At 69.9% G+C, this 12,741-nt stretch carries 13 protein-coding genes and 1 pseudogene; all 14 read right to left on the reverse strand.

Annotated elements, in window-relative coordinates:
* Positions 1–189: 189 nt before the first annotated feature.
* Complete coding sequence (locus tag IG88_RS0130180; protein WP_031048066.1) at positions 190–1,947, reverse strand: hypothetical protein; 1,758 nt, start codon at positions 1,945–1,947, stop codon at positions 190–192.
* Positions 1,948–2,185: 238 nt separating this feature from the next.
* On the reverse strand, positions 2,186–3,091 hold the full coding sequence (locus IG88_RS0130185) for a helix-hairpin-helix domain-containing protein (RefSeq protein ID WP_234332357.1): 906 nt from the start codon (positions 3,089–3,091) through the stop codon (positions 2,186–2,188).
* 19 nt (positions 3,092–3,110) lie between these two features.
* Positions 3,111–3,407 (reverse strand): annotated as a pseudogene (locus IG88_RS45170) (hypothetical protein); the annotation flags it as partial.
* Complete coding sequence (locus IG88_RS41830; RefSeq protein WP_051852118.1) at positions 3,404–4,693, reverse strand: N-6 DNA methylase; 1,290 nt, start codon at positions 4,691–4,693, stop codon at positions 3,404–3,406. The pseudogene IG88_RS45170 and the gene IG88_RS41830, both read right to left, overlap by 4 nt.
* Positions 4,694–4,834: 141 nt before the next feature.
* On the reverse strand, positions 4,835–5,200 hold the full coding sequence (locus IG88_RS0130195; protein ID WP_031048073.1) for a hypothetical protein: 366 nt from the start codon (positions 5,198–5,200) through the stop codon (positions 4,835–4,837).
* Between the two features lie 133 nt (positions 5,201–5,333).
* Positions 5,334–5,636: a hypothetical protein gene (locus IG88_RS0130200; RefSeq protein ID WP_031048076.1), complete on the reverse strand. Its 303-nt coding sequence runs from the start codon at positions 5,634–5,636 to the stop codon at positions 5,334–5,336.
* 76 nt (positions 5,637–5,712) lie between these two features.
* Positions 5,713–6,174 (reverse strand): hypothetical protein, encoded by a 462-nt coding sequence (locus IG88_RS0130205; RefSeq protein WP_031048078.1) that lies wholly within the window; start codon positions 6,172–6,174, stop codon positions 5,713–5,715.
* 549 nt (positions 6,175–6,723) lie between these two features.
* Positions 6,724–7,326, reverse strand: coding sequence for a GNAT family N-acetyltransferase (locus IG88_RS0130210; RefSeq protein ID WP_234332359.1), 603 nt, complete (start codon positions 7,324–7,326; stop codon positions 6,724–6,726).
* 230 nt (positions 7,327–7,556) lie between these two features.
* The gene (locus IG88_RS0130215) at positions 7,557–8,225 is read right to left on the reverse strand and encodes a hypothetical protein (RefSeq protein WP_031048083.1); all 669 of its coding nucleotides are present in this window, start codon (positions 8,223–8,225) and stop codon (positions 7,557–7,559) included.
* Positions 8,226–8,403: 178 nt separating this feature from the next.
* The gene (locus tag IG88_RS0130220) at positions 8,404–8,961 is read right to left on the reverse strand and encodes a hypothetical protein (protein WP_031048085.1); all 558 of its coding nucleotides are present in this window, start codon (positions 8,959–8,961) and stop codon (positions 8,404–8,406) included.
* Between the two features lie 130 nt (positions 8,962–9,091).
* Positions 9,092–9,766: an Eco57I restriction-modification methylase domain-containing protein gene (locus tag IG88_RS44565; RefSeq protein WP_234332360.1), complete on the reverse strand. Its 675-nt coding sequence runs from the start codon at positions 9,764–9,766 to the stop codon at positions 9,092–9,094.
* 681 nt (positions 9,767–10,447) lie between these two features.
* Positions 10,448–10,960 carry a hypothetical protein gene (locus tag IG88_RS44570; RefSeq protein WP_234332361.1) on the reverse strand — a complete coding sequence of 171 codons (513 nt, stop codon included), beginning with the start codon at positions 10,958–10,960 and terminating at the stop codon, positions 10,448–10,450.
* 35 nt (positions 10,961–10,995) lie between these two features.
* Positions 10,996–11,574 carry a hypothetical protein gene (locus tag IG88_RS44575; protein WP_234332362.1) on the reverse strand — a complete coding sequence of 193 codons (579 nt, stop codon included), beginning with the start codon at positions 11,572–11,574 and terminating at the stop codon, positions 10,996–10,998.
* 37 nt (positions 11,575–11,611) lie between these two features.
* Complete coding sequence (locus IG88_RS40420; RefSeq protein WP_051852119.1) at positions 11,612–12,547, reverse strand: hypothetical protein; 936 nt, start codon at positions 12,545–12,547, stop codon at positions 11,612–11,614.
* Positions 12,548–12,741 lie beyond the last annotated feature (194 nt).

A 12,741-nucleotide genomic window follows, 5' to 3' on the forward strand; every position in this document is an offset into this window, starting at 1 on the left:
CGGGCCAGCGTCCTGTGGGCTCTCCTGCGCGACAATCGGGTCTTCACCCCCGAGCTGCCGGTCGCGCGAGCGGCTTGACTCCGTCATTGAGACTCCTCGGCTGAAGACGATCGGGATGTCGGGCTTGATGCATGGGCCGTGGGACCTGTGGCCGGGCGGGACGGGGCCCGCCCGGCCACAGGGGGTCTGCTAGGTGTTTGCGGCGCGCCGGGGCGTCGCCGAGGGGCGGAGGCGGGCGCGGCGCAGCCGGTCGGACCACGGGGCGTCGGCGGGCCCTACGGGGTGCTCGGGGATGGTGATCTCGTAGTGCGGGCAGCTACCGGGCTTTTCCGACTCCAGGGCGGCGTGCTGGTGGGAGTTCGGGCACTGCTGGCGCTCGTGCTCTTTTCTCCAGTAGCGGACCGCCAGCGTGCGGCCGGTTCCGCCCTCGCGCGGCTCGCGCGGCTGCTGCTCCCGGAAGCGCTGGCCCGCGTCCGGGTCCACCCACCAGTTCTCGACCTGGCCGGAATCGGCGATGCCCCGCCGCCGCTCGGCATCGCGCTTGCCCGGCTTGAGCTGGTGGACCTGGTGGGCGAGGACCCGCACCGTAGACCGCTTGTGCTGGGTCAGCAGCTCCCACAGGGACCGTACGTGGCGGAGCATCAGCTCCTGGCCGCCCTGGCGGCCCGATCCGCTTCGGTACCGCTCAGGGTTGTCCGGGTCGCGAAGCCGGGTCTCGGGATCCAGGACCTCACCGGGGCGCGCCAGCAGGGTCTCGTACGGCGAGAACGGCAGCTTCAGCAGCGACTCGTCGCACGTCAGCGCAGTGACCCACGTCCAGGGGGCGTCATCGTACGCAGGCTCCACCGGCTCCAGAAGCCGGTCGGGCCGCAGAAGGAACCAGCCCTCCTCCGTCCGGGGCGACCAGGGGCCCCACACGTAGCCGACGATGCGTCGGCCGTTGGGCAATTCGAGGGGGGCGTCGAGGATCAGCATCCCGCGCGAGGCCGGGAGGTGGGCGGGATCGAACGGGGTCGTGGTCTTCTCTGCCCGCCGTTCCACGCGGCGCAGTGCCATCTGGCCGAGGGAGTCGCCGATCTGGAAGAGACGAGCGGAGGAGGCCCGGTCGGCTTCCTGCCGCAGCTGCGTCACCACGGCCGCCTCCAGGCCGTCCGGGTGCCCGTAGGGCGCCAACCGCTCACGCTCCCGGCGGTACACCTCCGCCTTTGCCCGGGCCCAGTCGAGACTCTGCCTGTGGGCCTCCACGTACCGGCGCCGCCAGGTACGGATGCGGTGCTGGTCGGGGGCCTCCCAGGCCGCGTCGTCCGAGCGGGCGAGACTCCGGCCCGTGGTGGCGGCATCGGGGCGCAGCCCCAACTCGCGGAACCGGCGGACCTCGGCGTCGGTGTCATCCACGACGACGCCCGGCGGATCAATGACTGTCCGCTGGTGCCTGTCGTCCGGATCGAGCGTCCACTCCAGGCCCGCGAGCTGGGCCAGCACCGCGCGAAGCGTCTGCTTGTCCGTGGTCCTCAGGAAGTCGACGACGAGCATCTGGACCGTGTTCGCGTACGCGTCAGCCGCCGCGAACCGCAGCATGTGCTTGAGGAACGAGCCGCCCGGACCGTGCTGGCCGCTGGACAGCGCCAGCATCTGATCGGCCACCCGCTGGTCTCCTGCCGCGAGGGCCAGGTGGTCGTACATCTGCCGGAAGACAGCCATCTCCTCTTCCTCGGCGAGGATGCCGTCGATGGCATTCCGCACCCGCGCCGAGGATGCTGGTGAGACTTCCGCCGGGACCGGCGGCCGGACCAACTGGCCGACGGAGGCGTGCAGTTCTCGGTAGAGCGCCCGCTGGAGCTCGGTGAGGATGAGGAGATCGTTGGGCTTGACCGGGGCCCGCTTGGCGGCCCGGGCCGCAATCGCCAGAAGCTCGGAGTCCGACAGTTCGGGCGTGTTCGAGTGCATGTCATCCCTACCTGGACGCGCGGGAGTTGGGGAGAGATCGCGGGTGCCGAGCACCAGGCGATGAAATGACAATACACATTGCAATATCAATAGGCAACACATGGAGTGGATGGCCGAGCCTGGCCGGTGCAGGGTCAGCAGGCACGCGTCCTGGCCCGGCCGTTCGGTGCGCTGGGCTGCGCAGGTGGCGAGGCGGGGTCGCGCTTACCGCGTGACGTCCCGCCCCGGTCCCCTTGCGTCAGGCCAGGTAGTCGGCAACCAGCTCAGCGAAGGCCTCGGGGGCGAGGACCGTGACGCCGAGCTCGGCCGCCTTGACTGCCTTCGAGCTCGGCTTGCCTCCGGTGGACGGCGCGGCGACGAGGATGGACGTCTTCGCGCTGACGCTGCTGCCCGCGCGGCCGCCGGCCTTCTCGATCAGGGCGTTCATCTCGAACCGCCCGTAGGCCTCCAGCCGACCGCTCATCTTGCCGGTGACCACCACGACCTTGCCGGCCAGCGGACCTGCCCCCTCCGCCGCCGACGCCTCCCGGAGCTCGGTCATGTTGACGCCCGCTTCGATCAGTTTGTCGATGACCGGTGTCAGGGCGGCGACCTGCTCGACAATGACCGGGGCCTTCTCGGGGCCGATGCCCTCAACGCCCTGCAGAGCGGCAGCGTCCGCCTGACGGATGGCGTCCATGGTCCCGAAGTGCCGGGCGATACGGCGGGACATGCTGCGCCCGGTGCCGAGCACGCCCAGTGCGCAGAAGACCCGGCTGAGCGGGAGTGCCTTGGCGGCCTCGATCTGCTCGGCGAGCTTGGCGGCACGCTTGGCGCTCTTGGACGCCTCGGTGAGCTGCTCGACGGTCAAGGTGAACAGATCGGCGACGTCGTTGACGTAGCCGGACGCAACTAGGGCCGCCACGTAGGTCTTGCCCAGGCCGTCGATGTCGAGCATCTCGCGCTGCGCGGCGTACTCGATCAGTGCCGGGAGGGCGCACGCAGTGCCCTTCGCGCACCGCCACCGCTCCTGCGCCTTGTTGATCTCGCCACCGCAGTTCGGGCAGACCTCGGGAAGCGGCACCTCCCGTGCACCCTCCGGACGCAGCTGGACCACGGCCCCCTGCACCCTGGGGATGATGTCGCCGGCCTTGTAGACCGTCACGGTACGGGACCATGCTCTTGCCGACGCCGAGCACGATGGTCGCGTCGGGGCGGCGCAGGGCGGTCTGGTCCTGGAGCAGGGCGTCGTAGACCTTGCGGAGCCACCCGTAGCGCGGTGGGTAACCGCGGTGCCGGCCGAAGTCGGGCAGACAGCCGGTCAGGGGAGTGCGGTTCGACACGGTGGTCCTTTGCTCAGTCGAGTGAGAGGGGGCTGCGGTCGGCGAGGGTGAGCCGGGCGACGAGACGTGCGAGGGAGTGCGCCCAGTCGGCCGGGGCGCCGGGAACGAGGAGGTCCTCGCTCCAGACGGTGCCGTCACCGATGAGCGGCCGACTGGTCAGGCGGACCTGCCTTGGGCCGGCTGCGGCGGGGGAGAGCTCGAGTTCGTAGGACCGGGGCTCGGTGTCGATGTGCCAGGACAACAGGCCCTCGGCGTCGGGGCATCCGCAGGTCAGCACGTACACGCGGGTACGGCTGGGCGCGGGCATGACGGCGCGCAGCGCCCGGGCTACGTCCCGGCTCTCGCGGTGGTCGTGGGCTTCCGCCATCCTCCTTTAGGCCCGGCCCACGGGGTGTGGACCGGGCGAGGCGCCACCTGCTGGCCGTGAGGGCGTCCAGCAGCTGGTCGGTGGTGCGGGTGGCGATCGCGAAGCCGATCAGCTTCATGACGTCGTCGCGGTGGCGCGCCATGTCGCGCGCCTTGGCGAGGGTGTCCTCGGCCAGGTCGAGCTGTGCGAGGACGTCTCCGCATCCGACGAACGCGCGGGGGCCCAGTTCCCAGACGAGGGCGTTGACGGCGGCTCCGGCGGCGGCCAGGGGGTCGAGTTCGAGCATGATCCATCCGCGCTCCGCCGGGTCCTCTCCGTCGCGGCGCAGGTCCTGCGCGGCGGAGCGGAAGAGTCCTCCGGTGCCCGCGGCTGGCTCGAGAGCCCACTCGCCGCGCCGGCGGTTCCCCCCTGCGCCGTTGTCCGCGGCCAGGACTGCGGCCAGCAGTTCGCTGATGTCAGGCGGGGTGTGGTACTCGCCGAGGCTGCGCCGGGAGTGGTGGTGGCGAAGGCTGGTGATGACCCAAGAGAGCAGGTCGATCCGGGACCGTTCGGCGGGGTCAGTGTCCCCCGTGTGCTGGAGGACCCCGTGGCGCAGCGCGGCAGGGGCCACGGCCCGCACACCCGCCAACTCCGTGTCGTTCAGGTCCTCCCTGGTCCAGTCGAACAGCGGGCGGGCAGCGGTCCACAGGTCCGGGCGAAGGCCCCAGTAGAAGTCGGCGCTCTCCGCCAGACCGCGGACCAGGACGCGCGGGGGCTGCGCGGCGATGTACGCGGCGATCGTGTCGGCGGCCTCGGCGCCGGGAGACTTCTGGGGCCAGAGAGCGAGGGCGGCGACGACCCCTGCGGGGATGTCGAGCCGGCTGCCGCCGGCGGCGTGCCAGGCCTCGGCGACCGCTTCGCCGAGGACGGAGCCGGGGCTACGGCTGACGGTGATCGGGGGGCAGTCGGTCGTACCGGCGTGCCGGGCGCAGCTCGGATCGGTGCAGTTCCGTTCCCTGTGGGTGAGCACCTGGTCGATGGCCTCGCTCACGAGGGCGGCGGTGGAGTCAGCGGACATGAGGGTTCCAGGGCGTGGGTGGGTGGGGTGTTGTGGTCAGGACAGGTAACCGGGGCCGCGAGCGGGAGGGCCGCCGTCTGCGGCCCCGGGACCTGCATGTTGTGGTTATGGGTGCCGTTCGAGCGGCATCACCCGGCTCGTTTAGAGGACTCCGCGGCGGGCCAGGTCGGGTTCGCACAGGGAGCACGTCCCGCACGGCGCGCGCTCGGTGCATCCCGGCTGCGGGAGGGTGTTGGCCTCGGTGTCCTCGCGATGGATGAACTTGGGCCACTCGCGCTCGTACAGGAACTCACCCGCCCACTCCCGGGACTGGAACCCGGGGATGCGTGAAGCGTTGTTGGCCGTGTCCGGCTGGGCGACCCACGTGGTGGTGCCGTCCGAGAGGGTGTGTTCCCACACGTAGCCGTACACGGTGGGGCGGTCGGTCTTGCTCACGACGAGGAACCCGCGGGTGTAGTCGTTGTGGGCGGGCTGGAAGTCGATGTGCTGGGCAAGGCCGGGCAGCATGATCACGTCTCCGGAGTGAGGCGGGTGCGGGGGTGGTTGAGGGGAATCCCGACCGCGCCCGGGCCCGCCGCCTCTCGGCGTGCGGGACCGGCGTGGGTTCCGGCGGAGGGGCCCGGGCGCGTGGTCAGGAAGATCAGATGTTCCGCGGCGCGGCGGACGCGGCGGCGTACTTCACGCACGCGGGCATGGACTCGCGCAGATCGGGGCCACGCAGTCCGCGGCTTCCACGAGGCAGAAGCCCGCACTTGAGACGCTCTCGACCGTCATCGAGCTGCTTCAACACCGTGTTGGCGCAGCCTCCGCAGACGGCGGGCGGATTGTCGAAATCGGTGCCGAGGAGCGGCACCCGGGTCGCGGGGTGCTCCCCGCGGTCGAGGTGCATGCGTATCGAGCCGCGGCCCGATCGAGCCGGGGCGGGGATCAGGGGCGTGGTCATGATGAAGGTCCTTCCTGACAGGATCGTTCGTGGGGCGGCGGCTCCGCCGGGGGCGGCGGTGCCGGGAAGTGTCCGGTTACTTGGCCTTGCGCTGGTCGACCCGGTGGGCCTGGGATGCCGCGCGCATGACCTCGTCGAAGTCGAAGCCGAGGCCCTGGGCGTAGGCGCGCAGATCGTTGAGCAGCACGTGCAGCGCCTTCGAGAAGCTGGGGTAGGGGTCGTCTGCCATGTGCACGCGGAGGGCGGCAGCGGCGTCGCTGGCGTGCACGTACACGTCGAAAAGGTGGTCCCCGGCGGCCGAGTCGTCCGTGTTCTGGATCGGTTCGACGGACGGGGCGAGGTTCGGCATGGCCGCCAGGGGCCGTTCGTCGAGTCGCGCCTTCGCGTCGCCGTCGAGGCAGCGTTCGACGTCGGCGCGCATGTGACTGGCCAGGTGCATCAGGTCGGTGGTGACGTCCACGAGGGTCAGCCAGACGTCGGCCCAGCCCCTCCGGTAGGCGAGAAGGGCGGCGTCTACCTCGTGGACGACAGCAAGCATGGCAGGACTCCAGAGCAGTAAGAGGGTTTGTGCGGCGTGGACTTGGAGGCCCGCCAGCGATGCAATCAATCTACATACTGAAACACGAATATGCAACATCATGGGTAGTTGTGAACGTCTCCGGGGCCCGCCCTCGGGGGGCGGGCCGGGCGATCACATGCCGGGCCCGTCATTCGAGTTCTCGGGAATGCGGCACACCGGCCGCCTCGCTGGAGCCTGCTACTCGCCGGCGCCCCTGCGCGCCCGCTGCTGGACCCGACGGCTGCCGGCGGGGCATCGTGCCGACGAAGACCAGGAGCGCGGTCAGTGCCACCCCGGCCACAATGATCGCGCCGACAAGGCTGGCGGGCTCCAGTACCCAGACGCTGACCAGGGCGACAACGACACTCGGCGCGCCCCATCGCAGCGACCATCGGCCCCATGGGCTCGGGCTCTTACCGTCGACAACCGGCATCAGTTCCTCCTCGGTTCTGGATGCCGGGCTGATACCTGCATCCGTGCGTGGGTTCTGTGGCCCCGGGAGGGCAGGCATCCCGGGGTGTGATCGGTTCAGGCGCGAAACTGCTCCCCGTCGAAGTACGCGCCACGGGCCATCCGGGTGTTAGGAAGGAGGCCCGAGACGACCGGGGAGGTGAGGCCCGGGACGTCGACGAAGGTCGTGTACCGGTCCAGGAGCCGGGCGGCCACCCGGGTATCGCCCCATCGGTGCCCGACCGCGTTCAGGGGGCCGAGAGCTACGTTCAGGCCGTTCATGATGGAGAAGCCGAGACCTTGGTAGTAGCTTTCCAGCTCCGGGAAGCAGTTGAGGGTCAGCAGCCCGTAGCCGGCGCGCGTGAAGCGGCGTACGGAATGCCGGATGAGTTCGGCCCCGATGCCTCGCCCGCGCTGCTCGGGATCCACGGCAACCGCGGTGACGATCGCGGTCCGTTCCGCCAGAAGGTGCGCCAGCGGCACGTCGATGCCGGGATGGTCGAAGAGCCACAGCGGAACGCCTCCGATGAGGACGCCGAGCGTCTCGCCTTCATCGCTTTCGGCCACGACCATCAGGGCCCGGAAGTGGGAGAGTGGCCCTTCCTGCGGCAGGGACAGGTTCGGCCGCACGTCCTCGAACGCGTCGGGATCGTCGGGGTTCACGTCGGCGAGGAGCCGCATGACGGCGTCCGTGTCGGCGGGCGCTGCGTCGCGGAGAGTGATGCCGGGCAGGCGCGTGCGGGTGGTATCCATGAGGGCTCCATAAGGTGACTGGACGGCTTCAGGGCTTGAGATGGCCGGATGGGGTGATGCGGGCTTGCTTGGTGTCACCGGGGTGCAGCGCCGGTTCGCGTGTCAGAGCTATCTGCGGGCCGCGGTGCGCCGGTGTGGGGATGAACCGGGGAGGCGACTTACGGCCGCATGTCGGTGCGCTCGGGATCCGTGGCGGAGAGGTAGGTCTCTAGGCGGGTGATGCGTGCCTGAACCTGTGCGCGGAGTTGAAGGGCGGCCCGCAAGTCGCTCTGGGCGGATGCGCGCCGGTCGCGGGCCCGGTACCGGGCGTAGGCCCGATCGGCGGCGGCAACACAGCCGGGGTCGGCCTCGTGGACAGTCAGGACCGCCCGGACGACCTCGTGTGTGATGGTCGCGACCAGGGCGGGGGCTGGCTTCGAAGACCAATCGCCTGCGCGGATGGTGACGGGGAAGTCGGTGGTGTCACCGCCGCGCGCCAGGGTCAGCCCGGGGGACTGGACCTCCAGCCCGTCGATGGTGAGGATCGGGTCATGCCTGACCGGTGTTCCGTCAGGGAGCGGTCGGGTGCTTCCGCCTCGGCCGAAGTTCATGCCAAACCGGGTCGGAACGATGGCTCGGACCTTCTCCGCCCCGAGGTGGAAGTCGCCCCGCTTCTGGTCGTCGTAGGCGGGGGAGATGGCCAACATGCCAGCTACTCGGTTGCCTTTGACCGCATAGATGTTCTCGGCTGGCTGGCATCGCACCGGTGCCAGGTCGGGGCTGGTGCGCTCCAGGCGCTGGACACGCACGGGTCCGAAGATCGTGGTGACCACAGTGATCTTGGCCATGTGGGGCTCCTGAGGTTGTAAGAACAGCGCATCGGGGTGGCCGGGGGAAGGACTGTCGGAGGGGCCGAGAGCGGCGGCCAAGGGCACGTCGGATCACGGGACGGGATGGCTTGTGGGGCCAGGCCGATCGGAATCGAGGGAGCAGCGCGGGCGGCCCGGAGTGTTGTGCGGAGGGGCGTCAGTAGATGTGGCGGCCGTCAGGGACTGTCCGACCGATCAGGCGCCAGGGCGGGCCGTCGTTGAGGACGCCCATCGGGCACCGATCCTGCTGGTGCGTCGACAGGTCGGCCTCGATGGCCGTGTACCAGTGCCGCGTGAGAGGGCACCGGGTCCCGCGGGCGCACGCCGGTCGCTCTGCGACGAAGACGTGGTGGACGTCCGGCGACGTGGGGAGGGATCGGCGGAATGCGTCCGAGATGCGTTTGCCGTAAGCCGACGGGCTTTCGCTCCGGTACCGCCCCCATACCTGGATGCCGTAGACGAACTGGGTCCGGCCGTCGCGGTCGAGCCGGCAGCGCAGCACGGAGCCGTAGCGCGGGTTGTCGGGCGTGGACTCGTCTGCGCCCGCGGGCACCGCTCCGGTCATGTCGAGGACGGTCTGGCCGGTCCCGGTGAATGCCTGTGGCACGGCCAGCGCCCAGTACGAGGAGGCGTGCTTTCCCCACGGATGCAGCCTCCGCCGCCGGTACTGCGTCCCGGCCTTACGGCGCTTTATGAGCGGCTTGTTCCGCTTCATCTGTATCAGTCCCCCGGATGCGCTGAGACGGCGCGACGCCTGGAGCGGCGCTCGTCAAGTGGGTTGGTGTGGCGGGGTGTTGGCCCGATCTGAGAATGACAATACACATTGGATCGTGAATACGCAACATCTATGCTGAGGGCCTCCGCCGCGCCATGCGAGGTCCGCACCCGCTTGGAACCGGTCCCAGGCAAGTCGGCTGTCGACCGCGTCCTCGATCGCTCTCCAGACCAGCCCTCTTGCGGGGTCCTCCGGAATGCGGGGCTCTCCACGGTTGCCCCGGATCACCGTGACCGTGTCGCCGACCGGCGGCCGGGCCCCGGTGCACGAGGATGCAGGTGGGTGTTCCGTGGCCGGGGATGTAGGCCCCGGAAGTGTCGATGATCCAGCGCGCGTCGAAGCGGGGAAGGAACTCGGTGACGTACCGACGGCCGAACTCCCGCTTCATGAACGAGTTCGCGGTCAGCTGCGCCACGAAGCCGCCCGGAACGGCCAGGTGCTCGAGCATCAGCGCGGTGAAGGGCAGGGCCAGCGAGTACTTGCCGGCCGCCACCTGCGGGTACGCGGCCCGGATCTGGTCGCGGACGGTGGGGTCCTTCGGAGTGATGTACGGGGGGTTGGCCACGCACGCGTGGTAGGCGCTGGCGGCGAGCAGGGGCTCGGTGCGGTCCAGCAGGGAGTCGGCGGCGGCCACGTTGACGGGCAACGACTCCGGGACGCGGTCCAGGCCCACGCCGAGGACGGACGCCGAGCATGCCAGGAGCCGGTAGGCGGTCAGCGCGGCTGCGTACGCGTCGACGTCCACGCCCGACACCGCTACCAGAGCCCGCTCGACGGCCCGCGGCCCGCGGCCCGTGCCCGAGCGGAGTGGAGCGGCGGCCGCGGATCGGCGGAACGCGGGCCATGTGGAACGCGGCGACGGCGATGTGCCCGGTCCCGCAGGCGGGGTCGATCATCCGGACGTCGGCCGGCCCCCACTCTTCGATGGCCGGCTCCAGCGACAGGCGCAGCAGGAGACGGGCGACCCAGGGCGGGGTCTGGCACAGGGCGCGCCCCTTGCGGGCTTCGTCGGACAGCAGTTGGTAGGTGTCGCCCAGTGCGTAGCCGTCCACGCGGTGCTCATCTTCGAGGGCGGGGTGCCGGTCCCAGAACTCCTCGATGGTGGTCCAAGCGGCGGAGCTGAGCGGCTGCTCCCACAGTGGAAATACGGCCGGATCGGCGAGCGGGGCGAGAGCGGGGTGACAGCTGGCGAGACTTTCCAGGGACTTCAGCAGGCCGTCCGGGCCCGGCGGGCGGTCGTCAGCCGGGGCCAGGCCGTGCTCGTGGGCGTGCCGGGCGAGGGCCGTGGCGTGGCTCCAGAGGGCGGCCGTGCGCCGGTCGCCGGTGTCGCGCGCGACCGTGGCGGTGAGCTTGTCGTATGAGGCAGGGGACAGGGTGCGGGTGGTCATCTCTCCTCGCAGGGGGCTGGGGGCCTACTGGCCGGCGGTCATCGCGGCCCAGACATCGGCGAAGCCGTCGCGGGCCTTGTCCTGGACGCCGGCCGGGCAGTCACGTAGAAGTCCTCGCCCGTGCCGTGCGTCTTTGAGTCCGGGCGGACGCGGGTGTGGACGCGGTCGATGCCGGCGCCGTGGGCCTTCGTGGAGTGCTCGACCGGGCGGTTGAGGGCCGTGGCGGCGTTGTGCAGGAAGGCGCCCACTTCGGTGCGGCTGCCGGTACGGACGGTCTCCACGGACCGGTAGACGGTGCCCTTGATGCTGCTGTCGCGGCACTCGGGCTTGGTGCAACGGTCACCGTGAGCGGTCTTGCACTCGGGCCGGCGGCCGGGGGTGTAGGTGCGTCGCAGCCGGTAGACCGCCCATGTCTCCTCGTCCAGCCGGGCGTTGAACTGGCCGAGCGCCTCGGTGTTCTGGTCGTCGGTGACCCGCCTGAACAGGGTGTCCTCCTTGTAGAGGGACATGTTGTCGTTCAGGGCCATCGCCAGGTACTCCAGGCGCAGCACGCGCGCCGCGAGGGCGGGGTACTTTCGCAGACGCTTCAGGTGGTCCGGCTGAGGCGAACAGACTCCGGAAAACGGGCATACCGGGCAATATGATTTGGCCATGTCAATCCCAGACGGTCCTTGACGTAGCCCTGCACGTCCTCGCGGCCCCAGCCGAGGCGGAGCAAGGGGTAGTCAAGAGCGAAGGTCTCGTAGCCGGCCTTCCTGTTGCGCTGGGCCTGGAACTTGTTGGCCTTGGCCGCTCGCTTGTACTCGTCGGCGTTGTAGCCGAAGAGCTTGCCGACGGTCTGCCCGCCCGACCGCTGGAGCTGGAGGCGTTCAATCGAGAAAGCCTTGTGCTTCTGGCTGCACGCATGCCCACCGGCGTACTGGGGAACGGTGCCGTTCTCCTCCATCTCGTCCATGAGCGTCCACGGACCCCGGCTGAACACCTTGCCGGGGTTCGTGGTGTCGGAGAGCACTTCGACGCCTGCCGAGTCCGGCCGTCCGGCCCGCGCGACCTGCGTGTATCGAATGCCCTTCTCCCGCAGCAGCGGCAGGACGTGGTCCTCGACGTCGGCGATTTCCGTGGCGTAGGGCGCCGTGGTGTCCTCGTGACGGGTCCAGATGCGCACCCTGGGCCGACCGGCTGGCCGGCCCAGGGCTCCCTCGTCAGCTGGTCGCCTTCGGCTTCGGGACGCGGCAGGGACCAGGGCCTTCACAGCACGCGGCCTCGCCGGGGTTGTCCCACTGACAGGTCGGGCAGCGCCAGAGAACGCCAGCCTTGAACGCTGCTTCGCGGATTGCCTGATCCTGATGGTCATCGGCTGCATCGAGCAGCCTGGTCAGCAGATCCCGCTTGGGAGTGCCGTCGGCGCTGTCATCCAGCACCACGTCATCTTCGACTTCCACGCGCAGCGGCACGGTGCCGTCGGGACGGACCAGTCGGTCTGCCGCAGTGTCGCAGTGCACGGAGACCCGGACGGCGCCGACCTCATGGTCGAGGTAGGTAAACACCAGGACGCCATCGACCTCGACGCACGGGAGGTCGTTGTTGTCGGTCTGCGGGTGAAAGGTGGCGTCCTGATTCGCCCGCTCGCTCGCATCCGCATCGGGAAAGCGGTAGCTGAGCGGCACGATGCGGGTCCGGCCGCGCCTGGCGATGTCCTCGGCGTAGAGGTTGTATCCCTCGTCCGGCTGGTCGTCGCGCTCGGGCCCGTAGTAGAGCCGTACGGCCTCGCGGTCGTCGGTGGGCGGCTGCTCGGGGACGCCTTCCTTACCAACGAGGTTGTCCCAGACCCCACGCACGTACGTGGCGAGCTCGGCCAGCGCGGAGTCCTCATCACCATGGAGTGTCACCACGTCCTCGTGGCGGTCCCAGCGGCGCAGCACCCATGCCTGGCCCGCCGAGCGCGGGCTGATGAGGCTCACCGCTTCGGGGAAGGAAGGCTGCTGGCCAGCATGTTCGGCGAGCATGGCAACGCGTGCGCGGTTGAGCATGTCCTGCTGGTGCTCGGAAAGATCGCTGGGGTCGATTTCCTCCCACAGCTCCACAGCCGTCTTCACGAGGCATTCGATGTCCAGCGGGTTGAAGAGTGCAGCAATCACAGGGCTCTCCTTGAAAAGGGGCAGCGAAGGGGCAGCAGTGTTGATCAGGATTCGCACTGACGATCGCCCCTGCTCATCGCGAGAAGAGCAGGGTGATCGTCGGGGTTCTTTGGCAGGCGTGGCCGGTGGGTGAAGGGGCTACAGGTACCTGAGTGATCGGCGCCCAACTTGCAGTCGAACGGGATCGGTCGCCT

Source organism: Streptomyces sp. NRRL F-5650, assembly GCF_000721365.1.
Classification (GTDB): domain Bacteria; phylum Actinomycetota; class Actinomycetes; order Streptomycetales; family Streptomycetaceae; genus Streptomyces; species Streptomyces ardesiacus.

Excerpts from the sequence above, each read along its gene's own strand:
- IG88_RS0130180 (WP_031048066.1), bottom strand. The coding sequence starts at position 1,947 with ATGCACTCGAACACGCCCGAACTGTCGGACTCCGAGCTTCTGGCGATT.
- IG88_RS41830 (WP_051852118.1), bottom strand. The coding sequence starts at position 4,693 with ATGTCCGCTGACTCCACCGCCGCCCTCGTGAGCGAGGCCATCGACCAG.
- IG88_RS0130195 (WP_031048073.1), bottom strand. The coding sequence starts at position 5,200 with ATGCTGCCCGGCCTTGCCCAGCACATCGACTTCCAGCCCGCCCACAAC.
- IG88_RS0130200 (WP_031048076.1), bottom strand. The coding sequence starts at position 5,636 with ATGACCACGCCCCTGATCCCCGCCCCGGCTCGATCGGGCCGCGGCTCG.
- IG88_RS0130205 (WP_031048078.1), bottom strand. The coding sequence starts at position 6,174 with ATGCTTGCTGTCGTCCACGAGGTAGACGCCGCCCTTCTCGCCTACCGG.
- IG88_RS0130210 (WP_234332359.1), bottom strand. The coding sequence starts at position 7,326 with ATGCGGCTCCTCGCCGACGTGAACCCCGACGATCCCGACGCGTTCGAG.
- IG88_RS0130215 (WP_031048083.1), bottom strand. The coding sequence starts at position 8,225 with ATGGCCAAGATCACTGTGGTCACCACGATCTTCGGACCCGTGCGTGTC.
- IG88_RS0130220 (WP_031048085.1), bottom strand. The coding sequence starts at position 8,961 with ATGAAGCGGAACAAGCCGCTCATAAAGCGCCGTAAGGCCGGGACGCAG.